This window comes from Paenibacillus sp. FSL M8-0142 (assembly GCF_038597315.1).
GTDB lineage: Bacteria > Bacillota > Bacilli > Paenibacillales > Paenibacillaceae > Paenibacillus_AQ > Paenibacillus_AQ lactis.
Window position 1 is genome coordinate 1,280,232 of record NZ_CP152008.1, and the last position, 24,508, is coordinate 1,304,739.

The 24,508-nt window shown below is 56.7% G+C and carries 20 protein-coding genes; 17 read left to right on the top strand and 3 right to left on the bottom strand.

The window, feature by feature from the left end; all coding sequences use genetic code 11:
* The first annotated feature begins 42 nt into the window (after positions 1 to 42).
* From NSQ46_RS06030 to NSQ46_RS06060, 7 genes are all read left to right on the top strand, one after another.
* On the top strand, positions 43 to 1,728 hold the full coding sequence (locus tag NSQ46_RS06030; protein WP_213613779.1) for a phage tail tape measure protein: 1,686 nt from the start codon (positions 43 to 45) through the stop codon (positions 1,726 to 1,728).
* Positions 1,729 to 1,795: 67 nt separating this feature from the next.
* The gene (locus NSQ46_RS06035) at positions 1,796 to 2,785 is read left to right on the top strand and encodes a MoxR family ATPase (RefSeq protein ID WP_007132421.1); all 990 of its coding nucleotides are present in this window, start codon (positions 1,796 to 1,798) and stop codon (positions 2,783 to 2,785) included.
* The gene (locus NSQ46_RS06040; RefSeq protein WP_342576478.1) at positions 2,782 to 3,735 is read left to right on the top strand and encodes a DUF58 domain-containing protein; all 954 of its coding nucleotides are present in this window, start codon (positions 2,782 to 2,784) and stop codon (positions 3,733 to 3,735) included. Before NSQ46_RS06035 ends, NSQ46_RS06040 begins: the two co-directional genes overlap by 4 nt.
* A 538-nt stretch (positions 3,736 to 4,273) precedes the next feature.
* Positions 4,274 to 6,307, top strand: a complete 2,034-nt coding sequence (locus tag NSQ46_RS06045) for a VWA domain-containing protein (RefSeq protein WP_342576479.1) — start codon at positions 4,274 to 4,276, stop codon at positions 6,305 to 6,307.
* Positions 6,291 to 9,317, top strand: coding sequence for a VWA domain-containing protein (locus NSQ46_RS06050; RefSeq protein WP_342576480.1), 3,027 nt, complete (start codon positions 6,291 to 6,293; stop codon positions 9,315 to 9,317). Before NSQ46_RS06045 ends, NSQ46_RS06050 begins: the two co-directional genes overlap by 17 nt.
* A 450-nt stretch (positions 9,318 to 9,767) precedes the next feature.
* Positions 9,768 to 11,789: a transketolase gene (tkt, locus tag NSQ46_RS06055; RefSeq protein WP_007127178.1), complete on the top strand. Its 2,022-nt coding sequence runs from the start codon at positions 9,768 to 9,770 to the stop codon at positions 11,787 to 11,789.
* Positions 11,790 to 11,885: 96 nt separating this feature from the next.
* Positions 11,886 to 12,203 (top strand): pyrimidine/purine nucleoside phosphorylase, encoded by a 318-nt coding sequence (locus NSQ46_RS06060; RefSeq protein WP_007127179.1) that lies wholly within the window; start codon positions 11,886 to 11,888, stop codon positions 12,201 to 12,203.
* Positions 12,204 to 12,522: 319 nt separating this feature from the next.
* Here NSQ46_RS06060 and NSQ46_RS06065 read toward each other — a convergent pair whose 3' ends face one another.
* A complete protein-coding gene (locus tag NSQ46_RS06065) occupies positions 12,523 to 13,422 on the bottom strand; it encodes an NAD(P)-dependent oxidoreductase (RefSeq protein WP_342576481.1) in 900 nt (299 codons plus the stop codon).
* Between the two features lie 201 nt (positions 13,423 to 13,623).
* Here NSQ46_RS06065 and NSQ46_RS06070 point away from each other — a divergent pair, with 201 nt between their 5' ends.
* From NSQ46_RS06070 to NSQ46_RS06080, 3 genes are all read left to right on the top strand, one after another.
* A complete protein-coding gene (locus NSQ46_RS06070; RefSeq protein ID WP_028403716.1) occupies positions 13,624 to 14,979 on the top strand; it encodes a glucose-6-phosphate isomerase in 1,356 nt (451 codons plus the stop codon).
* Between the two features lie 197 nt (positions 14,980 to 15,176).
* Positions 15,177 to 15,809, top strand: coding sequence for a YigZ family protein (locus NSQ46_RS06075; RefSeq protein WP_007127182.1), 633 nt, complete (start codon positions 15,177 to 15,179; stop codon positions 15,807 to 15,809).
* Between the two features lie 6 nt (positions 15,810 to 15,815).
* Positions 15,816 to 16,409, top strand: coding sequence for a TetR/AcrR family transcriptional regulator (locus tag NSQ46_RS06080; protein WP_007127183.1), 594 nt, complete (start codon positions 15,816 to 15,818; stop codon positions 16,407 to 16,409).
* 154 nt (positions 16,410 to 16,563) lie between these two features.
* Here NSQ46_RS06080 and NSQ46_RS06085 read toward each other — a convergent pair whose 3' ends face one another.
* Complete coding sequence (locus NSQ46_RS06085) at positions 16,564 to 16,965, bottom strand: secondary thiamine-phosphate synthase enzyme YjbQ (RefSeq protein ID WP_028403717.1); 402 nt, start codon at positions 16,963 to 16,965, stop codon at positions 16,564 to 16,566.
* A 196-nt stretch (positions 16,966 to 17,161) separates the two neighbouring features.
* Between NSQ46_RS06085 and cysT the strand changes: the two genes are divergently transcribed.
* Genes cysT through NSQ46_RS06105 form a run of 4 tightly spaced genes read left to right on the top strand, consistent with a single transcriptional unit; the run spans position 17,162 to position 20,924 of the window.
* A complete protein-coding gene (gene cysT, locus NSQ46_RS06090) occupies positions 17,162 to 17,977 on the top strand; it encodes a sulfate ABC transporter permease subunit CysT (protein ID WP_040737777.1) in 816 nt (271 codons plus the stop codon).
* Complete coding sequence (locus NSQ46_RS06095) at positions 17,974 to 18,771, top strand: sulfate ABC transporter permease subunit (protein WP_007127186.1); 798 nt, start codon at positions 17,974 to 17,976, stop codon at positions 18,769 to 18,771. The genes cysT and NSQ46_RS06095 overlap by 4 nt, the downstream gene beginning before the upstream one ends.
* A 1-nt stretch (position 18,772) precedes the next feature.
* Complete coding sequence (locus NSQ46_RS06100; protein WP_028403719.1) at positions 18,773 to 19,837, top strand: ABC transporter ATP-binding protein; 1,065 nt, start codon at positions 18,773 to 18,775, stop codon at positions 19,835 to 19,837.
* Between the two features lie 31 nt (positions 19,838 to 19,868).
* A complete protein-coding gene (locus tag NSQ46_RS06105; RefSeq protein WP_342576482.1) occupies positions 19,869 to 20,924 on the top strand; it encodes a sulfate ABC transporter substrate-binding protein in 1,056 nt (351 codons plus the stop codon).
* A 99-nt stretch (positions 20,925 to 21,023) separates the two neighbouring features.
* Here the strand turns inward: NSQ46_RS06105 and NSQ46_RS06110 are convergent, their stop codons facing one another.
* Positions 21,024 to 21,620, bottom strand: coding sequence for a GNAT family protein (locus tag NSQ46_RS06110; protein WP_007127189.1), 597 nt, complete (start codon positions 21,618 to 21,620; stop codon positions 21,024 to 21,026).
* A gap of 187 nt (positions 21,621 to 21,807) precedes the next feature.
* Here NSQ46_RS06110 and NSQ46_RS06115 point away from each other — a divergent pair, with 187 nt between their 5' ends.
* From NSQ46_RS06115 to NSQ46_RS06125, 3 genes are all read left to right on the top strand, one after another.
* On the top strand, positions 21,808 to 23,085 hold the full coding sequence (locus tag NSQ46_RS06115; RefSeq protein WP_342576483.1) for a serpin family protein: 1,278 nt from the start codon (positions 21,808 to 21,810) through the stop codon (positions 23,083 to 23,085).
* 110 nt (positions 23,086 to 23,195) lie between these two features.
* Positions 23,196 to 24,221: a nucleotide-binding protein gene (locus NSQ46_RS06120; RefSeq protein WP_028403723.1), complete on the top strand. Its 1,026-nt coding sequence runs from the start codon at positions 23,196 to 23,198 to the stop codon at positions 24,219 to 24,221.
* The gene (locus NSQ46_RS06125; protein WP_007127192.1) at positions 24,218 to 24,457 is read left to right on the top strand and encodes a hypothetical protein; all 240 of its coding nucleotides are present in this window, start codon (positions 24,218 to 24,220) and stop codon (positions 24,455 to 24,457) included. The genes NSQ46_RS06120 and NSQ46_RS06125 overlap by 4 nt, the downstream gene beginning before the upstream one ends.
* The last annotated feature ends 51 nt before the right edge of the window (positions 24,458 to 24,508 follow it).

The window sequence follows — 24,508 nt, forward strand, 5'->3', positions numbered from 1 at the left end:
CTGACCTGAAAGCATTTAAAGGATCTGAAGGAGGAGAAATAAGTGGACAACATCATGCGCGCAATCGAGGCGGCACGCCGGCGGCTGCAGCGCTTCCGGGCCATCGCTTATGCGCTGTACGGACTCGCGGCAGGCTTTGCGGTTTCGCTGCTCCTGCTGATCATCGGGCGTTTCGTGCCGATATCGTGGATGAACATCGTGGCGGCTGCCATTCCGGCGGCCGGCCTCCTTGCGGGTCTTCTTTGGGGATGGCTTAGCCGGATTCCGGCGATGGACGCGGCGGCGGCAATGGATCAGGCATCCGGGGGCCCCGAGCGAAGCGATATGATGGTGACCGCTTTGTCCTTCCGGGAGGAAGATTCAGCGGCCGCCCGCTGGCAGCGGGAGCAGGCGGAAGCTTACGGCAAGCGATTCACGGAGCAATTGCCCGAGCGTCTTCCCTCCCCCCGCCGTAACCGTCAGCTGCTGATCTGCGCCGTTGGTCTGGTCGCCGTTGTGGTCCTGGCGCTGATCCCGAACCCGATGGATAAAAAGGTGGAGGCGGCAAAGGAACAGAAGAAGTGGATTCAGGAGCAGGCCGCCAAAACGGAAAAGCTCGCCGAACAGCTGGAGAAGGAGACGCTGGACCCGGTCGATCGGCAAAAGCTGAAAGAGAAGCTGGACGAACTGAGGCAAGCGCTGGCTAAAGAAAAGCAGCCCGAGCAGGCGCTGGAGAAGATTGAAAAGGCGATGGAGGAGCTGGAGAAGCTGGCGAAGCAGCAGGAGGAGAAGGCCAAGGCCTTATCCGAGCTCGCCAAGCAAATGCAGCAGCAGAAGGCGCTGTCCGAAGCGGGTAAGAAGCTTGAAGAAGGAAAGTCCGAAGAGGTCAAGCAGGAGATGAAGAAGGTATCCGAGCAAGTCAAGAAAATGCCGCAGGAAGAGAAAGACCGTTTATCGGATGCCCTGAAAAAGCTTGCGGAGGAAGCGGCGAAGCAGCAGGGAAATGAAGAATTGGAAAAGGCGTTGTCCAAAGCGGCCGAGGCGCTAAAAGAAGGCAAGCTGCCGAAAGAACTCGAAGAGGAGCTGCAGAAGCTGGCTGAAGAGCTGGCCGAAACGGCGCTGGCAAAGGCTGCTTCGGAGAGCCAGTCGGAAGCGGCAGCGGCCTTGGCCTCATCCCTCGCATCACAGGGATTGGCCATGGCGGATCAGATGAAGGCAGGAGGTATGTCGGTGTCGGACGCTTGGGCAAACGGCGGAAGCGCGGAGGCGCTGGCGCAGGCTGGCCTTGGGGAAAGCTCGGGAGAGCAGAGTGAGAACGGCGGCTCCGGTTCCGGCGCGGGTTCGGACCAGCAGGGATCGGGGAGCGGCCAAGGCGCAGGCAGTGGCTCCGGTTCTGGCAGCGGCTCGGGTTCAGGGGCTGGGTCTGGCAGCGGCACCGGTTCGGGTTCCGGCAACGGGGTAGGAAGCGGCGCAGGGCTCGGCAGCGGAGGGCGCGAGCTTGTCACGATTCCTCGAAATTACAAGGGCGGCGGCAACGTCCAGAACGATTCGGGAGAGCTTAACGGCTCCGGCGGCGATATCCAGAAGGGCGGCATATCGCCGACCATTCCCGGCACGTCGCGTCCGTACGAGGAAGTGTACCGGGATTATGAGTCCAAAGCCAAAAACACGCTGGACCGCAATCAGCTGCCTGATCAAATGCAGGGGTTGGTGGAGGAATATTTCATCCAGATCAATCCGAATCCGTGAGGCTTTAGCGGCTAAATAACCGGCTGCAGCGAACGTTGAATTTATTTAGAAGACGGAGGTTTAATCCATGTCGGATATTGCAGTGAGACCCCAGGAATGGATGGAGAGCATTTCTGGACTGAGGGAACATATCGGCAAGGTCATTGTCGGACAGCAGGAGGTCGTGGAGCAAATGCTCTGGTGTATCTTTGCCGGAGGCCACGCCCTTCTGGAGGGGATACCGGGACTAGGAAAAACGATGCTCGTCCGCACCGTCTCCGATGCGCTGGACCTGTCGTTCTCCCGGATCCAATTCACGCCGGACTTAATGCCGAGCGACATTACGGGCACGAATATTTTGTCGTTCGGGCAGCATGGAAGCACGGGGATGACCTTTCAAAAGGGGCCGCTCTTCAGCAGCATCGTGCTGGCTGATGAGATTAACCGGGCTACGCCGAAAACTCAGTCGGCCCTGCTCGAGGCCATGCAGGAGAAGACGGTGACGGTAGGCGGGGAAACGCACCGTCTGCCTAACCCCTTCTTCGTATTGGCTACGCAAAACCCGCTCGAGAACGAGGGAACCTATCCCTTGCCGGAAGCGCAGCTGGACCGGTTCCTGCTGAAGATTGAAGTATCTTATCCAAGTGCCGACGAATTGAAGGAGATCGTAAAGCGGACAACGTCGTCGCATACGTTCCAGGTCGAGCGGCAAATGACGGGCGATGACCTGCTGGAGATCCAGCGGGGGGCGAAGGAAGTGCTGGTCGCGGATGAAATACTGGATTATGCGGTCCGACTGCTCATGATGACGCATCCTGAGGAGGCGTCCGCGCCGGAGGCGGTCAAAAAATACGTCCAATTCGGCTCCGGTCCCCGCGGCATTCAGTCCATCATCTCGGTCGGCAAGGTCCGGGCGTTGTGCAGCGGGCGGATGCATGTATCCACCGGGGATATCCGGGCGGTCGCGCTGCCAGCGCTGCGCCACAGGCTGTTCCTGAACTTTGAGGGGCAGGCGATCGGAATGACGACGGATCAGGTCATCCAAGAGGTGCTGCAGGCGCTGGAGGCCTCCGCGTGAGCGGCGCCGGTCATTTGCTTCTGCCGGAATGGCTTCCGCGGCTTGAGCGGCTCACGCTGTCCGCGAAGCGGCGGGTTGCGGGAACCCAGCAGGGGAAGCGGCGGTCCCGCCGCCTCGGCTCCTCGCTCGAATTCGCCGATTATCGCCTGTACACGCCCGGCGACGATGTGCGCAGGTTCGACTGGGGCGTGTATTCCCGTACCGGTAAAGCGTTTGTCCGCCAGTTCATGGACGAACAGGAGCTGACGGTCAGCATCTTTCTCGATTGCTCCGCATCGATGGGAGCGGTGATATCGTCTGCGGAAGGGGAACGTCCGGAGGGAGCGGCGGATCAGGCGGTCCACGGCAGCCCCAAATGGCGGCTTGCCCGCCAGCTGGCGGCAAGCGTCGGATACATGGCGCTCTCCTCATACGACCGGCTTCAGATTGCCTGCTACAGCCGCACCTTGTCCGCCCGCCTGCCCGTGATGCGGGGCAAAGGTTCGGCGCACCGACTGTTCTCGTTCTTGCAGGGCGCGCAGACCGGCGGTGAAGGGAGCCTTGCCGCTGCGCTCGGACAGCCCGGCGCGCTGCCAAGGCATCCGGGCATGACCTGGGTGTTTTCGGATTTTTGGCTCGAAGGCGGCGAGGATGAGCTGCTCAGGGCGCTGTCCCTGCTGGCCGGCAGCGGGCAGGAGGTTGTGCTGGTCCATATTTTGTCCCGGGAGGAGCTCGACCCCAAGCTGACCGGCGATCTTCGCCTGATTGACAGCGAGACGCACAGCGGGAAGGAAGTAGCCTTGACGGGCAAGGTGCTGGAAGCGTATAAAGCCGAGCTGGAGCGTTACCGCCATATGCTGTCCGGCGTCTGTGCGGAGCGCGGGATGACCTACGTGCTCATTCCGGCCGACATGCCGCTGCGGGATGCCATGTTTGGCGTGCTGGCGGGTGCGGGAGTAGTCTCAAGCTAGCATCTGCTGCATCCAGCTAGGCTTCAACCCGTGGAGCCATAGCGGGCCGCTCGTTCTAAACTATGGACCGCCCGCACTTTCCCGGAAGGGCTTGCCGGGCTGCGGCAGTAGGGGCGATGGTAAGGTGGCAGCAGGCTTCGGGCAAGCCTCAAGAGCGATCCAAGTATGCCTCGAATTTATGCATCGTGCGCACAGGGAGAAACGCACAGTGTCCTAGGCGGGCTGCCACCAGGGAGCGAGTGCGAGCAAGGCAAGTGGTGCCCGCGGGCCGCCACCAGGGAGTGAGTCCGAGCAGGTAAGTTCTGTGTGGACTGCCACCAGGAAGCGAGCGCGAGCAGGCAGGTTCTGTGTGGACTGCCAACAGGATGCGAGTCCGAGCAGGCAAGTTGTGCCGTGGACTGCCACAAGGGAGCGAGTGCGAGTTAGCAAGTTGTGCCCATGGCGTGCCGCCAGTGGCGAGTACGAGCAAGGTGAGTGGTCCCGCGGGCCGCGCCGCGTGAACAAGATTGCGGTATGGGAGTAAGGAGGGAACGTGTTTGTGGGGATTCAATCATGGATGAGCCTATGGTTCGGTCTAACGCTGCCGGCCATCATGCTGATGTATATGTTCAAACGAAAATATGTGGATACAACGGTTCCCAGCCACCTGTTGTGGGAGCGAGTGCTTAAAAACCTGGAGGCCACCAGGCCGTGGCAGAAGCTGCAGAACCGGCTTCTGCTGTGGCTGCAGCTTCTGGCTGCCGCGTTGATGGTCTTCGCGCTGATGCAGCCCTTTATGCAGGTGTCCGGAGGCAGCGCACATATCGTCATCGTTGCCGATACCTCGGGCAGCATGAGCGCGCAGATGCAGACTGAAGGCAGCGGGGAAGGAGAGGACTCCTCCCGATTGGAACAGATGAAGGAGCGCTTGAAGGCCTACGTTCGGGATCAGGGGAGACGGAGTGAGATCACGCTGCTGTCGACCGGATCCAGCCCTGTAACGCATGTATCCCATGAAAGCGACCGGGGCGCGATCGATGAAGCGATTGAAGCGCTGCATCCTTATTACGGAACGGCATCGTATCGGGAGACGCTCTCGCTTGCCGCGGCATTGACAAGGGAGGAACCCGATGCTGAGGTTGTCATATTTACGGACAGCCATTGGCGGCAGGATCCGGTCCCGATAGCCTTCCAGGTGCCGGTATCGGTGGAGACGATCCAGGGGGCGGCAAAACACAACGCATCGATCGAGCAGTTCGGCGTTTCTCCGAAGGGGGGGACAGGATCTTCGTACGAAGGCGTTGCGGTGGTTAGCTCGAACGCGGAGGGGGCCTCCTCCGTCGAGGTAAATCTGTACGGAGACAGCCAGCTGCTCGCGAGCAGAGTCGTTGAGCTCGAACCCAAGAAGAAGGCGACGGCATCCTTCTCCGATCTTCCGTTTGCGGAGGTCTACCGGCTCGAGCTGGCATCCGAAGATGGCTATGCGGCCGATAATGAATCATTTGCCTTCGGAACCGGCCGCAGCTCCGCAAGGGTGCTGCTGTTAACCTCAGGCAATCTGTTTCTGGAGAAGGCGCTGCAGCTTAGCGGAGCGGAAGTGACCCGGATCGCCGTGAACGGATCGGCGGGCAATCAAGGCGATCAAGCTTCGGAAGGAAGCGGGGAAGGCGGTCGGAGCGAAGGAAGCAAGGATGACCGCACAGAACCGGATATTCCGCCCGTACCCGACGGCGAATTTGATCTGCTCGTCATGGACGGAAGCATTCCTGCGGGCTTTACGCAGGGGAAATGGGCAGAGTTGGCCCGGCAAACGCCGCTGTGGACCATCGGCGGAGATGGACCGAAGGTCGGGAGCCAGGGCGGGCGGCCCGTGCTGGCCCAGCATCCGCTCACTTCTTATCTGACCATGTCGGGGGTTTATTTCGGCAAGCTGATCGATCAGCGCCCTGCATGGGGGGAACCGGTCATCCGGCTCGGGGACCAGCCGCTCGTATATGCCGGTGTGGCGGAAGGCCGCCCGAGATTGTCCTTCCAGTTCCTGCTGCAGGACAGCGATCTGCCTCTGTCGCCTGAATTCCCGGTATTGGTGAATAATGCACTCGATTGGATGACTTCCGGCTCAGGGACCGGGCTTGGGCGATTCCTGGCCGGGGCCCAGGCGGATATTCCTGTAGCGGCTGATGCGGTATCCGCCAAGTGGGTACCCAAGAGCGGGCTTGCTCTTGCGGACGGACCGGATACCGTCGAGGTGCAGCGGAGCGAGAGCGGCATTTCAACGGTGCAGACGGTACCGGACGTTCCGGGACTGTATACGTTCGAACAACAGAACGAAGCGGGAGAGACGACGTCGTACTGGCTTGCGGTGACGGCTGATCCGTACGAAGCGGACCTGAGCACGACGCAAGGTCCGGCGGTGAGCCAGACCGGCTCTGGCGCAGCGTCCGGCGGAGGAGATCAAGGCAGCGGCGCTTCGGCTGCAGAGCAGCGCAGAGCGGCCAGCCAGGCCGGTTCGCTTATGCCTTGGCTTGCTGCACTGGCGCTGGCCGTGATCTCTGCAGAATGGGGGGTGTACCAGCGTGGGCGTTCAATTTAGTCATCCATGGTTGCTGCTGCTGCTGATTCCGGCAGGGATCTTTCTGTATTATGCATACCGGTCGGATTTCCGGTTAAGCGGCTTTCGGCGGAAGCTGGCGCTGGGTCTCAGAACCCTGGTCATTTTGCTGCTCATCTTCATGCTGTCGGGCCTGCATGGGTTCACCGTGCTGCGGGATAAACAGGTCGTCTTTTTGGCGGACCGATCGGACAGCATGGGAGACCCGTCACGGATCACAAGCTGGATCGGCGAGTCCATTGCAGCCAAAGGGGAAGAGGATACAACCGCCATCGTCTCAACGGGTCTTGAGGGAGCAGTGGAGCGGCGACTCTCGGCGGACGAGTCGGCCGGCGCGTCGCTGAATGCGCTGCTTGAAGGGCGGTTCACGGGACTGGAATCGGGTTTGCAGCTTGCCGGAAGCCTTCTGGACGGAAACGGCGATTCCCGAATCGTGCTGATCTCCGATGGGGAAGAGAATGTCGGAAGCATGACGGCCGCCGGAAGGCTGCTGAAGGATCGAGGCATCGCGGTGGATGTCCTCCCGGCTCCGAAGCAAGAGATCCGGGATGTCGCCGTCGAGGAGCTGAAGGTGCCGGAGAAGCTCTACCAAGCGGAATCCTTCTATGTGGAGGCGCTCATTCGCAGCACCTTCAAAACCGCCGGCGAGCTCCGCATTTATGAGGACAACCGGGAAATCGGACGGGAACGCGTGGAGGTATCGCCGGGGGAGAACCGTTTTGCGATCAAGGGACTTGCCAAGAACCCGGGTCTTCACAGGTACCGGGCTGAAATATTCATGGACGGGGATGAATCTGCGGCCAACAATGCCGCATTTGATTTTACCCGGGTCGACGGACCGCCGAGGGTGCTGATCGTTGAAGGCACCCCGGGGACCTCCGGCAACATTACGGCGGCTCTTGAGTCCGGCATGATCGGTACCGAGGTCATTCCGCCGGAGCTGCTGCCGCTCGATGCCGCGAAGTACGCCGCTTATGACAGCATCATATTCAACGATGTTTCGGGCAGCCGTGTCGGAGGCAAACAAATGGAGCTGATCGAACAGGCGGTCCGCAGCTTCGGCATCGGGTTCATGATGGCCGGCGGCGAAGACAGCTTCGGGATGGGCGGCTATTTCAAGACGCCGATCGAGAAGGCGCTGCCTGTGTCCATGGAGCTTGAGGGCAAGCGGGAAATCCCATCGCTCGGGCTGATTCTGGTCATTGACCGCTCGGGAAGCATGAGCGGGGAAAAGATCGAGCTTGCGAAAGAATCCGCGATGCGCACGGTGGAGCTCCTCAGGCCGAAGGATACGGTCGGGGTGGTCGCTTTCGACGATGCGCCTTGGTGGGTGGTGCCCCCGCAGACGCTGGAAAATAAGGAAGAGATCATCAGCAGCATCCAGTCGATCCCGAGCAACGGCGGCACGAATATTTATCCGGCGGTTTCATCCGCCTTGGATGAGATGCTGAAGATTAAATCCCAGCGCAGGCATATCATTCTGATGACGGACGGCCAGTCGGCCTTCAATTCGGGATATCAGGATTTGACCGATACGATGGTAAAGAATAAAATCACGATGTCCTCGGTAGCGGTCGGCATGGATGCAGACGTCAACCTGCTGCAAACCTTGGCGGAAGCCGCCAAGGGACGCTTCTACTTCGTGGAGGACGAAACGACGCTGCCGGCGATTTTCAGCCGGGAGGCCGTCATGATGGCCAAGTCTTATATTGTCGATAAGCCGTTCGTCCCCGCGCTTCAGCAGGCGGGAGACTGGGCAAGCCTGTTTCAAGAGGGCGTCCCGGGGCTGTACGGTTATGTGGCGACAACGCCGAAGTCGACGGCTCAGACGGTGCTGGCCAGCCCGGAGCCGGATCCGGTGCTCGCCCGCTGGCAGTACGGCTCGGGCCGAAGCGTGGCATGGACGAGCGATTTAAGCGGGAAATGGTCGAAGGAATGGGTGTCCTGGAACGCCTTTGCGGATACGCTGACGGAGATCGTGAAATGGACGTTCCCGCAGTTTACCTCCTCACCCTATGAGGTTACGACGGAAACGGCCGGGAACCAGGTGAGGCTGCAGGTAACGACCAACGGGGAGAAGCCGCCCGAGAAGCTGAATGCGGTCATTGGAGATGACGAAGCCGGCGAGCAGAAGGTGGAGCTGGTTCAGGAGGCGCCGGGCCGTTATACAGGGCTTGTGAATGTGACGAAGCCGGGCGCTTTCCTCCTTTCGCTCGAGGATGCGAGTGGAGATGGATCGAGAGCGGCAGCGCCGGGAACGGGCTTTGTCGTCCCTTATTCGCCGGAATATCGGATCTCCTCCGGAGACGGCGAGGAAGGGCTGACCCGTCTTGCTGAGCTTACGGGCGGACGCGTGCTGTCCTGGGATAACCCCAAGGAGGTATTTGACGGGAAGGCGGCTTCCCGAACGCAGCTGCATGACTGGAGCTATCCGCTGTTAGTTGCGGCCCTTCTGCTGTGGGTCGCCGACATCGCCGTGCGGCGCCTGGCGCTGCCATGGGCCGCCCTCGGCGCCCGCCTGGCCGCCCTGCTCCGCAGGCGGCCGGCTCCCGCCGGCGAGGCCGGGCAGCGCACCGGCCTCGAGCGGCTGGCGGCGCGCAAAGCCCGCGCCGCCACCTTTTACGGCGGCGGCCAGACATCGCCGCCGGCCAAGGCGCCGCCCGCGCAGGAGCGCAGCGGCGCGGGCGCACTCGCCGGGGGCGGGAACCCCGCCCCGGCGCCCGGCGCGGCTCCGGCTGGGGGCCGCAAGGCCCAGCCGGAGGCACGCGCACCGCAGCGGGGGGCTGCCCCGCTGCGGGAAGAGCGGCCGGCGAAGGCGAAGCCGGCCGCAGGGGAGGGCGCGCGCCGCGGAAGCGCGCCGCCTCCGCCGCCCCCGCCGCCGAAGGCACCGGGGGGCGGAGAGCGCCGGCCCGAGGGAACCGGGCCGGCAGCGGGAGGAGGCTCCTCCATGGATCGCCTCCTCCAGGCCAAGAAGCGGGGAACCCGCCGATGAGCTTGAATGCCAATCCGAAGGCTCCGGCCAGACCATTTGTGTCTGGACCGGGGCTTTTTTTCGTACAAGGAAGCCAGCTTGGGAGAAGCCGGGGATGGACGGAGCCTAAAACGGCAGGCGTATTCCGGGAGTCTGGAACGTCCTGATGTTTTCCCGGGGAGTCGATTCCCGGGCCTTATTTCCAGCGGCTCGTTTAAGATTCGCTTCTCACGGTTATAACCCGTCTAATAAAGGAAATAATGCAGGAGGGACATTCGCGGCTTTTGTGTCAATTTGGAAAACAACGAAAATTACGTTATGGAAATGAATCACGTCTGGTGATACAATAAGAGTCAAAATGATATTCTCAACATTCCTAACTGCCCTCATTGCTACATAACAGGGCCGAAGGGGCGTAAGATGACTTCATATTCGAAGCTTACGACGGAGAAGATTTGAGGAGGACGAATCATGACAACTGAACATAATCAAACGATCGACAACCTGTCCATCGCGACGATTCGGACGCTGGCGATCGATGCGATCGAGAAGGCCAAATCCGGTCACCCGGGCATGCCGATGGGCTCTGCGCCAATGGGCTATCAATTGTTCGCGAAGACCATGGTCCATAACCCGGATCAGCCGAGCTGGATTAACCGCGACCGCTTTGTGCTGTCGGCAGGCCACGGTTCCATGCTGCTGTACAGCTTGCTTCACCTGAGCGGCTATGATCTCTCGCTGGAGGATCTGAAGCAGTTCCGTCAATGGGGCAGCAAGACGCCGGGCCATCCGGAATACGGTCATACGGCAGGCGTAGACGCCACGACAGGACCGCTTGGACAAGGCGTTGCGATGGCAGTCGGCATGGCGATGGCGGAAGCGCATCTGGGCGCGACTTACAACAAGGACGATTTCAAAGTTGTCGACCACTATACGTACGCGATCTGCGGCGACGGCGACCTGATGGAGGGCGTTGCTTCCGAAGCGGCTTCCCTGGCTGGCCATCTGAAGCTTGGCAAGCTGATCATGCTGTATGATTCCAACGATATCTCCCTGGACGGCGAGCTGAGCCTGGCCTTCTCCGAAAATGTAGCGAAGCGTTTTGAAGCTTACGGCTGGCAGGTGCTGCGCGTCGAAGACGGCAACGATCTGCCTGCCATTGAGAAAGCGATCGAGGAAGCGAAAGCCGAAACCGGTCGTCCGACGCTGATCGAAGTGAAGACGATCATCGGCTACGGAAGCCCGAACAAGCAAGGCAAGGGCGGACATGGCGGTACGCACGGCTCCCCGCTCGGAACCGAGGAAGCGAAGCTGACCAAGGAATTCTACAAGTGGGTATACGAAGAGGATTTCTATGTGCCTGAAGAAGTGCGCGAGCATTTCGGCAAAGTGAAGGAGCGCGGAATCGCCGCATACCAAGCTTGGGTCGATCAATTCGCGAAATATAAAGAAGCTTACCCTGAACTCGCAGCGCAGTTCGAGCGCGGCGAATCCGGCAAGCTTGCTGAGGGCTGGGATAAGGATCTTCCGAAATACAGCGCCGAGGACAAAGCCGTTTCCACCCGCGTTGCATCCGGCAAAGCGCTGAACGGCCTGACATCCGGCGTGCCTCATCTGCTTGGCGGCTCTGCGGATCTGGAGAGCTCCACAATGACGCATCTTAACGATCTGCCGTCCTTTACGCCTGAAAGCTATGAAGGCCGCAACGTCTACTACGGCGTTCGTGAATTTGCGATGGCCGGCGCGATGAACGGGATTGCGCTTCATGGCGGATTGAAAATCTTCGGCGGCACATTCTTCGTGTTTACGGATTATCTGCGTCCGGCTATTCGTCTGGCTGCGCTGATGAAGCTGCCGGTAACTTACGTGCTGACGCATGACAGCATCGCGGTTGGCGAAGACGGCCCAACCCACGAGCCGATTGAACAGCTCGCGTCCCTGCGCATTATCCCAGGCCTGACCGTGATCCGTCCGGCGGATGCCAACGAAACGTCGGCTGCATGGGCTTATGCGGTTGAAAATACGGACCGTCCGGTTGCTCTCGTGCTGACACGTCAGAACCTGCCGATTCTTGCAGGCACGGTAGACAACGCCCGCGAAGGCATCAAACGCGGCGCTTATGTCGTATCCGATGCCAAAGGCGGCAAGGTGCAGGCGCAAATCATCGCGACCGGCTCCGAGGTGCAGCTTGCGGTCAAAGCCCAAGAGGCGCTCGCTGAAGAGGGCATCCATGTCCGCGTCATCAGCATGCCAAGCTGGGATCTGTTCGACAGCCAGGATCAGGCTTACAAAGATTCCGTCCTGCTTCCGGACGTGAAAGCCCGCCTTGCCGTTGAAATGGCCCATCCGTTCGGCTGGGAGCGTTACGTCGGCGAAAAAGGCGACATTCTCGGCATCTCCATCTTCGGTGCTTCCGCACCTGGCGACCGTGTCATTGCGGAGTATGGCTTCACCGTTGAAAATGTCGTCAGCCGCGTCAAAGCGCTGCTGTAATTCATTTAGAACGAACTCCATAGGATCAACCGGCACCCGCTTCATGCGGGTGTCGTCATATATCTTGCTTTACATATTTTGGAGGGGAGCAGAACGATGTCGCAATTCAAGAATGCTACGATTACTAAGGCAGCCAACATTTATTATGAGGGGAACGTGACGAGCCGCACGGTGGTCTTGGAGGATGGCCAAAAGGTAACGCTGGGCATCATGCTGCCGGGCAGCTACGAATTTGGCACGGACGGCCCGGAAATTATGGAGATCTTGTCGGGCGATCTACGGGTTCTTCTTCCGGGTGAGCAGGAATGGCGGGAGATTCAGGGGAGCGCCACCTTCGACGTGCCGGGCAACTCGAGCTTTAAGCTGGAGATCCGCACCGTTACCGATTACTGCTGCTCTTATCCGGCGTCCTGATCCAAGGCGCGAAGCTTCGACTGCCGCGCTCGGTAAATCAGCAGGGGATCACTGATTCTTGCTAGTGGGTCGATCACACAAAAAAAGACCCGTTCCCCGGTCCGCGTGTCATTGACGGATACTTAGGGAAACGAGCCGTTACGATGTGGATGCCAGCTATTACGTTATATGTCAGCTTGCATCAATCTGACGTTGAGCTTGCCTCAGCTTGCTTTTGAGCTTGTCTTAAAGCTTACTTAGAGCTTAGAGCTTAGAGCTTAGAGCTTGCTGATTGCATGACTTGAGGATTTAGAGCTCGGCTTTGATTTCGGCTTTGAGCTTATTGCAGCTCCTTGCCTCCGATTTTCTGGCCGATCCATGCCTCGTAGCATTTCACGACAGCGGACAGGTCCTCCTCGCCGTAGCCTTCGCTGGCTCCGGCCTGGAACAGGCTCTTCGCCAGATTCAGCATCGGGGACGGCATGCCGGCACTGTCGGTGAGCGAGGATGCCAGCCTCAAGTCCTTAAGCATAAGCGCCAAGGAGAATTGATTGCTGAAGTCGCCGTCGATAATTTTGCGGCCTTTCAGCTCAGCCGCTTTGCTGCCCGCCGAGCCGAGCTGAACCAGCTCGAGGAAGTTATCTGCCGGAATGCCGGATTTGGCGGCAATGGCGAATCCTTCGGCAAGCGCCAGATTATTGATGCCGACGATGGTATTATGCGCGAGCTTGGCCACCGCGCCGCTTCCGTTCGCGCCCATGTGGATAACCTTTTTGCCAAGCGTCTCGAATATGTCCGACTGAGCCGCTATGACCTCGGCATCGCCGCCAACCATGAAGACCAGTGTTCCGTCAATCGCGGCAGGCTTGCTGCCGGTTACGGGCGCGTCAAGGAAGGAAGCGCCAAGTCCGGAAACGGCGGACGCAATTTCTTTGACGAGGCTCGGGGAGATCGTGCTGCAGTCGATGACGGTCATGTTCTCCCTTAGCGAGCCCAGCAGACCGTTCTCGCCATAAAAGACGTCCCGGATGGAATCATCATTGCTAACCATCGTGATAACGACGTCTTGTCCTTCTGCGGCTTCGCGCGGGGTATCCGCAACGGAAGCGCCCTGTTCGGCGAGCGGACGGCATTTTTCACTGGTCCGGTTGTACACGGTAACGTCATAATTCTGTTTAAGCAGGTTGGCTGCCATGGGTGCGCCCATGGTGCCGAGCCCGATAAAGCCGATTTTCTTCATAGCTATCACCTTCGCTTATGGATTCCTGATCCATTCTATCTTAGCACGTGTTTCCGAAACGAAGCCAGTCTTCACCGGAGGAAGCGCCGGATTGCCGGATTCGAAGGAACGATGAAGAATGCATGACGGTTCGCTTGCGGACCTTGCGGTCCCTATCAAATTACAGTATCCTATTCCTAAATTCACAGGAGGTTTAGAGGCATGTCTAAAAAAATCAAATTTGATTATAGTAAAGCACTAACTTTCGTCAATCAACACGAGGTGGATTATTTCGCGGAGCCGATCCGCACCGCTCATGAGCAGCTACATAAAGGCACAGGCGCCGGCTCCGATTATTTGGGCTGGATCGACCTTCCAAGTAATTATGATAAAGAAGAATTTGCACGAATCCAGAAAGCGGCGGCTAAAATTCAGAGCGATTCCGACGTGCTGATCGTCATTGGCATCGGCGGCTCCTATCTCGGCGCCCGCGCTGCGATCGAGATGCTGTCCCATTCGTTCTATAATGAACTGCCGAAGGACAAGCGCAAGACGCCTGAAATATATTTTGCAGGCAACAACATCAGCTCCACTTATGTGAAGCATCTGCTTGATCTGATTGAGGGCAAGGACTTCTCCGTCAACGTAATCTCCAAATCGGGCACAACGACGGAGCCGGCCATCGCATTCCGGATCTTCCGTGCCGAGCTCGAGAAGAAATACGGCAAGGAGGAAGCGCGCAAGCGGATCTACGCGACAACGGACCAAGCGAAGGGCGCACTCAAGAAGCTTGCCAATGAGGAAGGCTACGAGTCCTTCGTGATCCCTGACGACGTAGGCGGACGCTACTCGGTACTGACGGCCGTGGGACTTCTTCCGATCGCAACCGCTGGCATCAACATCGAAGAGATGATGCAAGGCGCGGCGGATGCTGCGAAGGAATACAGCAACCCGAACGTTGCCGAGAACGAAGCGTACCAGTATGCCGCTGTTCGGAACGCGTTGTATCGCAAAGGCAAGGCTATCGAGATTCTGGTTAACTACGAGCCTTCCCTGCACTTCGTATCCGAATGGTGGAAGCAGCTGTACGGCGAGAGCGAAGGGAAGGACTTCAAGGGCATTTATCCGGCATCGGTGGATTTCTCGACCGATCTGCACTCCATGGGCCAATTCATTCAAGAAGGCAGCCGCAATATCTTCGAAACCGTCATTCAGGTGGAGAACGTTTCCGAGCACATTACGATCGAATCGGATCCGGAAGATCTGGACGGCCTTAACTTCTTGACCGGAAAAACGCTGGATTTCGTCAACAAAAAAGCATTCCAGGGCACGATGCTGGCCCATACGGACGGACAAGTTCCGAACTTGATTGTGACAATTCCAGATTTCACTCCCTATTCGTTCGGATATCTGGTATACTTTTTCGAAAAGGCATGCGGTATCAGCGGCTACTTGTTGGGTGTGAACCCGTTTGACCAACCGGGCGTAGAGGCTTACAAGAAGAATATGTTCGCTCTGCTTGGCAAACCGGGATATGAGAGGGAAAAAGCCGAATTGGAAGCGAGACTTTCCGAATAAACCTGACACATCATGGAATTTTAACGCAAGACGCTGAAGAAAGCAGTTCGCCGGCATATTTTTTGTGCCGGGAACTGCTTTCTTGGTAATTTGTTCGTTCTCGGGTTCACCCGCTGAAGTTTGCATCCATATGCGGGCATTGATTGTTATGCCGCTTCGGGGAAGAGAGCCCGATAGTAAGGGGTGGTTATTCATTCATGTTGGATCGTTACAAGACGGTGCGTCAGGCAGGCTCCAAGGAAATCGTCATCAAGAAATCCCGATTCATCGGTCATGTGATGCCGGTTGCGACCGAGGAGGAAGCCATCGCATTTATTGAAGACATCAAGAAGAAGCATTGGAACGCGACGCATAACTGCTCTGCCTACATGATCGGCGAGCGGGACGAAATCCAGAAGCAGTCCGATGACGGGGAACCGAGCGGTACGGCCGGCAAGCCGATTCTGGAAGTGATCCGCAGCCAGGGGCGGAAAAATATAGCGATCGTCGTCACACGGTATTTCGGCGGCATCATGCTGGGTGCGGGCGGACTTATTCGGGCTTATACGGACGGAGCGGTTGCCGCCATTGAGTCGGGGGATCCGATTACGAGAGTACTCCACCGGGAGGTTTTCGTGGAACTGGATTATACTTGGCTTGGCAAGGTAGAGAACGAGCTCCGCAACCGCGGTGTCCGCATGGGAGAGACGGGCTTTGCCGATACAGTGACATTGACCTGCTTGCCGCTGGACGGCGAGGCCGAGAGCTTTATCGCCTGGATGGTTGATTTGACGCAGGGGCAGTCCTTGATCACGGAGGGAGAGCGGCTTTATTTTATTGAAGGGGAATAAAATAATATGGCAAGAAGAGCAGTTGAACGCGAGTTGTCCAGGGAGCGGATATTGGAAGCAGCCAGGCATTTGTTTATAACAAAGGGCTACAGGGCCATTTCGATGCGCAGCATCGGGCAGCATCTGGGTTATAGCCACGGCTCCTTGTACTATCATTTTAAGGAAAAGGCGGAGCTATTCTACGCCATTGTCGTGAAGGATTTCAATGATCTGAATGATTTGCTGTTGGAAGTGTCGGGAAAGCCTCCCTGTGACGGAGTTTCGAAGCTGGAGCAGCTGATGCTGGAGTTCGTCCGTTTTGGTCTGGACAATCCGTACCAATACGAGATCATGTTCATGATCCGGGACGAGGAGCTGCTGTCCTACTGTCGCTCTGAGCAGGGGCGTTGTTTTGAAATGTTCGCTACGCTTGTCCGTCAATATTTGCTTGAGGAGAACTATAGCGAGGAGGAGCGGCGCACCGTTCCGCTGACTTTATTTTTGTCGCTGCATGGCTTTATATCGTATTACATTCAGGACCGGATCGGTTTTGAAGAGATCAAACCCGCCGCACTCACCCATATCAAGGTACTATGCCGAAGCTTGTACAGCCGGGTCTAGTCCCCGTTTTTGCCGTACCGTTTTCGCTTGATGCTTCAATGTATTACAACGATGTTGCGTTGAAACGTCAATCACCTGATGTTAACATCAAGACAGACATCACGCTCTAGCATGATGCCTGTCTTTTTTCTGATGGCATACTCCGAAAGCTTGATTAGCCTTCCATGATCTTCACATGGTACTGCCGCTGCCGCGGTCCGTCAAATTCGCAGAAATAAATGCCCTGCCACCGTCCGAGCAGCAGATGTCCGTTATGAATAATGACGGTCTGGGAAGGGCCGCATGTGATGGATTTCAGATGGGAAGCCGTATTCCCTTCGGCATGACGGTATTTGGGGTGCTCCCACGGATACACCTCATCCAGCGACATCAGCACATCCCGTCTCACGTCCGGATCGGCATTCTCATTAATGGCAATGCCTGCCGTCGTATGAGGGCAGTAGATCAGCGCTGTCCCTTGCTGAACCCCGCTTTGCTTCACGAAGGAAGCAACCTCCCGGGTAATATCCCTCAACTCGTCCCGTCCCTGCGTACGTAATTCCCCTGTAAAAAGCAAAATGAAAACCTCCTCAACTTTTTCCATATTTATTATTATTGTACCCTATAAACTGCAAAAGATGGATTGACGATCGGATTCCGCATTTGGTAAAGTATGTTTAAGCAAAAAACCAAGTATACAAATAGGAAATATAAAGATGAATTCTGTGTACGAGTCGACCGGAAGTAAGTTCCGGAGGCGGGAGGGGTGCATTGTGACAACATGGATACGCCATAAGGGATGGACTTGGGGATTTCGGAGCACGGTACTGCTTTATTTTTTTGCCCTGATCGTGCTGCCGATTTTTGGCGTATATGTACAGTCTTTTTCTGCCGGTTGGAGCCATTTCGCCGAGAGCATCGTGGAGCCGATCGCCTGGAAGGCCGTGCTTCTAACGATCAAGCTTGGCTTGATCTCTACCTTGATCAACGTGCTTATCGGAACGATGATCGCCTGGGTGCTGACAAAATACCGCTTTCCGGGAAGAACGCTGCTCAATAGTCTGGTGGATTTGCCCTTTGCCCTTCCTACCGCGGTCGGAGGGCTTATGATATTGCTCTTACTGGGACCTGGAAGTCTGATCGGCGAGGCAGCGGAGAAGCTGGGTTTCGAGATCGTGTTTCATCAGCCGGCCATCGTGATTGCCATGCTGTTCGTCACGTTTCCGTTCGTCATTCGGGCGGTTCAGCCGCTGCTGGAGGAGCTGGATCCGCTTGAGGAAGAGGCGGCCTATACGCTGGGAGCATCCAAGACAACGACATTTTTCAAGGTCATTCTGCCTTCTATGCTGCCCGGCATCATCAGCGGAGGGATGCTGGCATTTTCCAGAGCGCTTGCCGAGTTCGGCGCAGTCGTATTGGTAGCCGGAAATATCCCTGGACGAACCTTGATTGCCTCCGTATTCATTTTCGGAGAAATCGAGAGTGACAACCCGGCAGGGGCCGCAGCCGTATCCGTTATGCTCCTTACGCTGTCGTTCCTCATCTTATGGATCATCAATACGGTTCAGCAGAGGGGGAGACGGATGTGAGAAGGCTGTGGATCGGATTAACCTATGCCGTATTTATATTTCTCCTCATCATTCCATTGTCCCGCATCGCCATTGGGGCATTTGAGAACGGGCTTGATGGATTTGCCGAGGGGCTCTTTCGCCCGGAGGCGCTGCATGCCTTGATGATGACAGGACTTATCGTAATCGTTGTTACTATACTTAATGCTTTGTTCGGCATTATGATGGCGCTCTATTTGGTCAGGGCGAATTGGCTGAGCCATAAAATCAAAAGCATCCTGAACAGCATCGTCGATCTTCCCTACGCCGTTTCCCCGGTCATCGGCGGCCTTATGATTGTATTGCTGCTGGGTCCCGACAGCATCATCGGCGGATTTTTTGAAGGAATCGGCTTTAAGGTAGTTTATGCCTTCCCGGGCATGGTCATTGCCACCCTTTTTGTGACGTTTCCGCTGATGGTGCGCGAGGTAATGCCGGTGCTGCAGGAGATCGGACATGATCAGGAGCAGGCTGCCGCTACGCTGGGAGCTTATAGCTGGACCACGTTCCGCAAGGTGACCTGGCCCTCCATTCGCTGGGCTGTCGTATACGGCCTCGTGCTTACGGTCGCCCGTTCCCTCGGCGAATTCGGTGCTGTGCTGGTGGTGTCGGGCAATATCATGAACAAGACGCAAACGGCGACAACGCTTGTTTATCAGGATGTCGAGAATTTTAACGTGGCTGCCGCCAACGGAGTGGCTCTCGTGCTAGCGGCTTTTTCCGTGGCGCTGCTGCTGATGATGGAGTGGGCCAAGAAAAGAAAGGAAGTGCATTGACATGCATGTTGAAGTTCGCGATCTGAATAAGCATTTCGGTACGTTTCACGCGGTAAAGGATGTCAGCTTCGAAATCGAGAAGGGGCATCTGATCGGGCTTCTCGGTCCGAGCGGCGGCGGCAAAACCTCGATTCTGCGCATGCTGGCAGGGCTTGAGACCCCGGACTCGGGCCAGATTTCCTTTCACGGCCAGGTGGTCAACGACCTGCCGCCTCAGGAGCGGGGGATTGGATTCGTTTTTCAAAATTATGCATTGTTCAAGCATATGACCGTATATGACAACATCGCATTCGGCTTGAAGATTAAGAAAGAGCCGAAAGCAAGAATCAAAGACAAGGTGACGGAACTGGTGGAGCTCACCGGGCTCAAAGGATTCGAGCACAGATACCCGCATCAATTGTCAGGCGGCCAGCGCCAGCGCGTCGCCTTCGCAAGGGCACTAGCTCCGGAGCCGCAGCTGCTGCTCCTGGATGAGCCGTTCGCGGCGATCGATGCGAAGATTCGCCAGGAGCTCCGCTCCTGGCTGCGGGAGCTGATCGAGCGGGTGGGCATTACGTCCATTTTCGTTACCCATGACCAGGATGAGGCCATCGAGGTTGCGGATGAAATCATGATCATTAATCAGGGGCGGGTCGAGCAGAAGGGAACGCCTTGGGATATTTATAAGGAGCCGAAGACGCCGTTTGTTGCGTCCTTTATCGGCGAGTCCACCGTCATTGCCAGCGCCGGCGAGCTGAAGGGCTTCGAAGCGGCCGTGAACAAGCACGCTACGCGCGCGCTCATTCGGCCGGAATATATCGAGCTCGGCAGCGAGCATGATTTCCCGGTGCTGTCCGCAACGGAGACCGGGATCGTTCGCCATCTGCATTTCCGCGGAAGCGAATGGCTTGTTGAGGTCGAGGTTAAGGGCCATAAATTAATCACGTATCGTTCCTTGGAGAAGGAGACGCTGCATCCGGGGCAGCAAGTCCGGGTGCTCGTACATCGGGCTTATCTGTTCAATGAGGAGCACAGCTGGATTGAAGAGAATCGACTAAAGGTCGATCCGATGCCGATCATGATCTGACCGTTCTAACTATACGGAGGGAAGTGGTATCATGCGAATCTTGAGAAATCACCCTGTCAAGTTCCTGCTGATCGGCATGGCGCTTCTCTTCGGCTTCCTGATCGCCGGATGCGCTGAGAAGGAGCCATCCCAAGAGGTAACCGTCCGGCCTGGCGAAAGGACGCTTGTCCTTGGCGCATACAGTGTCGCCCGGGACGCCATGCACGAGATTATTCCGGCCTTCCAGGAGAAGTGGAAGGAGCAGACGGGCGAGACGATCCGTTTTCAGGAATCGTACGAGGCATCCGGAACCCAGGCACGCGCGATTACAGGCGGTTTCGAAGCGGATGTGACACTGCTCGCCATGGAGGGGGACGTCGACAAGCTGGTCAGGTCGGGCCTGGTGTCGAAGGAGTGGAAGAATCAAGCTTATGGCGGCATGGTGACGCGCTCGATCGTCGTGCTGGGCACAAGGGAAGGAAACCCGAAAGGGATTCGGGATTTTGACGACCTCACGAAACCGGGCGTGAAGGTTCTGTATCCGAACCCGAAGACGTCGGGAGGCGCCCAGTGGGATATCAACGCCATTTACGGCGCAGGGCTGAAGCAGTCGGAAGCGAAGGGACAACGGGATCCTGCGGCAGCGAAGGCGTTTCTTGAAGCGGTGCATCGGAACGTGGAGTCGCTCGACAAGAGCGGCAGGGCGTCCATGGCTGCCTTTGAGTACGGGGTCGGCGATGTCATTGTCACGTATGAGAACGAACTGTTGGCACGCATCGCGCAAGGGGTGCCTTATGATATCGTGGTGCCGGAACACACGATGCTGATCGAGAATCCAGCCGTTGTGGTCGAGAAGTATGCCGAGGAGCACGGGACATCCGATGTGGCTGAAGCCTTCGTTCAATACTTGTATTCACCGGATGCGCAGCGCATCTTCGTCAAGCATGGCTTCCGCCCGGTAGAGGAAACGGTTTACGCCGAGACGAAGGACCGCTTCCCGAACCCGCCGGGGCTGTTCGATATCGAATATTTGGGGGGCTGGGATACCGTCCGCGAGACGCTGTATTCCAAGCGCGGCGTCTGGTATCAGGTGCTGGCCGGCTTGTAACCTCTTATAACCAGGATGCCGCATACGGAACGAGCCGGCGGGGGAGATCCCCGACCGGCTCGTTTTCGGTGTGTCCGCGCTTTGAATGCACGCAGCATGTTATTTGACAGAGTGGCCGATGCAGCTCGGGTTGCTTGAAGCTTTGCGTTCCTCCCACTCTTCCCTCAGTACGCCCATGCGAATGGAATCATAGTAAACCCCATTATAATATCTGCATTTTCTCATGCGTCCTTCCAGGCGCATCCCGATCTTCTCTGCACAGCGCATCATCCGTGGATTTCCGGACCAGGTCGTAATGCCGACCCGGGCGATATCGAGATGACGAAACAGGCAATCCACCCACAGGGACAGCGCCTCGGTTCCATAGCCTCCGCTCCAATGCTGCGGGTCATAAATGGTAATGCCCGCTTCCAGCCACTTCGAGGGCTCATGCTCCCAGTAGAAGGTCACGAGCCCAATCGTTTGACCTTGGACTTCAATGAGCAGATCACTGGGAAAACGACCGGATTCGAAATCGGAGCTCCACTGTGTTTCAAATACCTCATAGGAGACATGCTTTAAGGGAAAGTAGGGGGCGTCGTATTGTTTCCACATCGGGTTGTCGGTACCGTATATAAGCTCGTAGAGAACAGGCGTATCCTCCGGACGACGGGTTCGAAGCGTTACTAGCTTGCCTTGAATCACGATATTTTGCATATGTAGATCATTCCTCCGCTTTTTTGAAAAGACCGCAAACCGGTGCTTGATTGCACATCCATTGTACCTCCGCCTGGGGGGAATTACCAATGCAAATGGATAATGGCACCATTGTATGCAACATTAGGATACATTAAAGCGTCTCTATAGGTTAGTAGCGAACTATCCATAAAAAGGGGCGTTTACCATGCGGAAATGGACGGTTATTGCCTGTGCTTGCTTGCTCATATGGCTTACTGCCTGCGGTCAGGGGGACAAGATTCAAACCGCTGGCGGGAAAAAGGAGGAGCAGCAGAAAAAAATCAAGGTGTTGTCGGAAGCGGAACGGAAAAACGTATTGGCCAAGGTCGATCAAGACATGACGCAAGCCTGGCGTGATTTTGCGCTGCGGCTGCATCAATCGCTCGCAACGGAGCTGGAACAAGAGAACTTGATTCTATCGCCTTACAGCATTACCCAAGCGCTTGCGCTGGCATACAACGGCGCTGCAGGGGATACGGCGGCCGAGATGTCCGCCATGCTCGGCTGGAAGGACCAGCCCCTGGCAGACGTCAATGAAGGGAACCACCACCTATCAACGCTTCTGGAGCGCGGAAACGGCGTAGTCCTGAATGTGGCCAATTCCGTCTGGTATCAGCAGGGAGTGGCTATGAAGAAGGACTATCTGAACACGCTTCAAGACAGCTATGGGGCAGTGGCCAAAGGGACCCATTTAGGGGAAGACAAGGCTATGAACCAGATCAACGACTGGGTGAACAAGAAGACGGAAGGGATGATCCCCTCCATCTTTAGCGAGCCTCCAGGCGGCGTTGCTGTATTGATCAATGCGATCTATTTCAACGGGGGCTGGAAGGATGAATTCGATCCGGCGAATACCGTGGACGAGTCGTTCACCTTGGCCAACGGCAACAGTAAGCAAATTCCGATGATGAAGCGGGAAGGTAAATACGAATATAAGGAAGGGGAGGATTGGCAGGCCATTCGCATCCCGTATGCTGAAGGGCAGATGCATATGCTGGTCATCCTGCCGAAGGCGTCCTCTTCGCTTGCCACACTGCATCAGGAGCTGTGGGAGGATGCGTCAGCCTGGGAGGAAGGCTTCTCCTACGAAACGGTTAAGCTGAGCCTGCCGCGATTTAAGGCGGAACAGTCCTTTGAGCTGCCGAAAACGCTGCAAGGGCTCGGCATGGTCAAGGCATTCGATCCGCTTGAAGCGGATTTTACCGCCATGGCCGAAGGAGGAGACGGCTTCTACATCGACGAAGTGAAGCATAAAGCGGTCGTTGACGTCAGCGAAACCGGGACGAAAGCCGCTGCCGTTACCTCGGTTGGGGTTGTAGCGAGCGCGGAGCCTCCTTCCGAGCCAATCGAGATGGACGTCAACCGCCCGTTTTTCTTTGCGATCGAAGATCGGGACATGGGTTCATGGGTATTCATTGGGTCTGTATTTGATCCCCGGGCATAATATACAATAACGATTCAGACCCTCCCATTATTTTTACCCAAAAATAGGCAACTTTGTTATAATGATCGAATAAGACTAAAATGTATAACAAAGGGAGACTCGGATTGCCTATGTCCATGCCGAAACCGAAATTATTCATCGGCTCCTCCAGAGAGTCCATCAAGTATGCCCGAGCGATCCACGAACAGCTCAAACGGACGGCACAGGTGACACCCTGGTATGGCGGTACGTTCGGGGCGAACATGTATACGATGGAGGCTTTGGAGAAGCAGCTTGCGTCCAGTGACTTTGGTGTGTTCGTATTTGCTCCAGACGATGTGGCGTTGATTCGAGGCAAGCATGTCTTTGTAACCCGCGACAATACACTGTTTGAAATGGGCCTGTTCTGGGGAAGGCTCGGAAGGCGAAGGGTGTTCTGCATCATTCCCGATCACGTGGAGCCGGATGAGGAGTCCGTGCAGGACGTGACGGTTAAGGAATATCATCTGCTCTCCGATCTGCAGGGCATTACGCTGCTGGAATACGAGCTGCGAAGCGACAACGATTATAAATCGGCGGTGGATGTCGCATGCGGGCATATTATGCATGCAATCGAAGCGGAAGGAGCTTATATCAGCCCGAACGACGTGATTGAGCAGAAGGAATTGGAGCTTAGGCGCAAGCAGAGCGTGCTGCATTTTTTCTGGGAATATAACCGGAATGTGCATGTAACGGATGAAGCCGAGAAGTATCATGCGCTGAGTGAAGCCGTACGCAATTCCCTGCTGCCGCCCGGCAAAGGCGATTACCGGGTAACGGGGGCAGCCTTCTGGGCCCGAAAAGGAGATGAGGGAATCGGGCATATTGGGGGTAATGTAGGAAGAGGGAGATTTTTCCCGTTTGGCGAGAATCGTTCCCCGAGCAACCAGTCGATTTATGTGATGGATGTCTATAATAGTGGAAAATGGGCATTTTATCACGAAGAGGAAGTTGCGCAGGTGTATGTGTTCTGCTATCCTTTAGGGGAGAATCATGTGCTGTCGGTGCATTTTACAGGACATGACGTTCTTTCGGAGGACGAACTCGCGGAGATTGTGGAACAGAACCGTGAGCTGCTTCGTACCATCAGGCATTTAGTTGGAGGGGATTCGCCATGAGCAGGAATGAGAGGAAAAAAACAACTTCATCAAGTCAGCCGCAAGAGTCCGCCAATGGGAGCTGGGTGGTTCGGGGACCGGTGCCGATGCTGAGTACGCTGAAATCGCGTAATCGAAAGGTAAGGCGCCAGAGCAAGAATAGCGTGTATGTCGGCCCTTCGGTTGAAGGTGTAGATAAGAAATATGTCAAGGTTATCAGCGGAGCCGTTGATGATAATAAGCCCTCATTTGCTTAGATCATAAGGTTGCTAAATGGATTGCTAAGGCTTGATAAGAATAAAAGACAG

Excerpts from the sequence above, each read along its gene's own strand:
- NSQ46_RS06035 (WP_007132421.1), top strand. The coding sequence starts at position 1,796 with ATGTCGGATATTGCAGTGAGACCCCAGGAATGGATGGAGAGCATTTCT.
- tkt (WP_007127178.1), top strand. The coding sequence starts at position 9,768 with ATGACAACTGAACATAATCAAACGATCGACAACCTGTCCATCGCGACG.
- NSQ46_RS06060 (WP_007127179.1), top strand. The coding sequence starts at position 11,886 with ATGTCGCAATTCAAGAATGCTACGATTACTAAGGCAGCCAACATTTAT.
- NSQ46_RS06065 (WP_342576481.1), bottom strand. The coding sequence starts at position 13,422 with ATGAAGAAAATCGGCTTTATCGGGCTCGGCACCATGGGCGCACCCATG.
- NSQ46_RS06070 (WP_028403716.1), top strand. The coding sequence starts at position 13,624 with ATGTCTAAAAAAATCAAATTTGATTATAGTAAAGCACTAACTTTCGTC.
- NSQ46_RS06075 (WP_007127182.1), top strand. The coding sequence starts at position 15,177 with ATGTTGGATCGTTACAAGACGGTGCGTCAGGCAGGCTCCAAGGAAATC.
- NSQ46_RS06080 (WP_007127183.1), top strand. The coding sequence starts at position 15,816 with ATGGCAAGAAGAGCAGTTGAACGCGAGTTGTCCAGGGAGCGGATATTG.
- NSQ46_RS06100 (WP_028403719.1), top strand. The coding sequence starts at position 18,773 with ATGCATGTTGAAGTTCGCGATCTGAATAAGCATTTCGGTACGTTTCAC.
- NSQ46_RS06105 (WP_342576482.1), top strand. The coding sequence starts at position 19,869 with ATGCGAATCTTGAGAAATCACCCTGTCAAGTTCCTGCTGATCGGCATG.
- NSQ46_RS06110 (WP_007127189.1), bottom strand. The coding sequence starts at position 21,620 with ATGCAAAATATCGTGATTCAAGGCAAGCTAGTAACGCTTCGAACCCGT.
- NSQ46_RS06115 (WP_342576483.1), top strand. The coding sequence starts at position 21,808 with ATGCGGAAATGGACGGTTATTGCCTGTGCTTGCTTGCTCATATGGCTT.
- NSQ46_RS06120 (WP_028403723.1), top strand. The coding sequence starts at position 23,196 with ATGTCCATGCCGAAACCGAAATTATTCATCGGCTCCTCCAGAGAGTCC.
- NSQ46_RS06125 (WP_007127192.1), top strand. The coding sequence starts at position 24,218 with ATGAGCAGGAATGAGAGGAAAAAAACAACTTCATCAAGTCAGCCGCAA.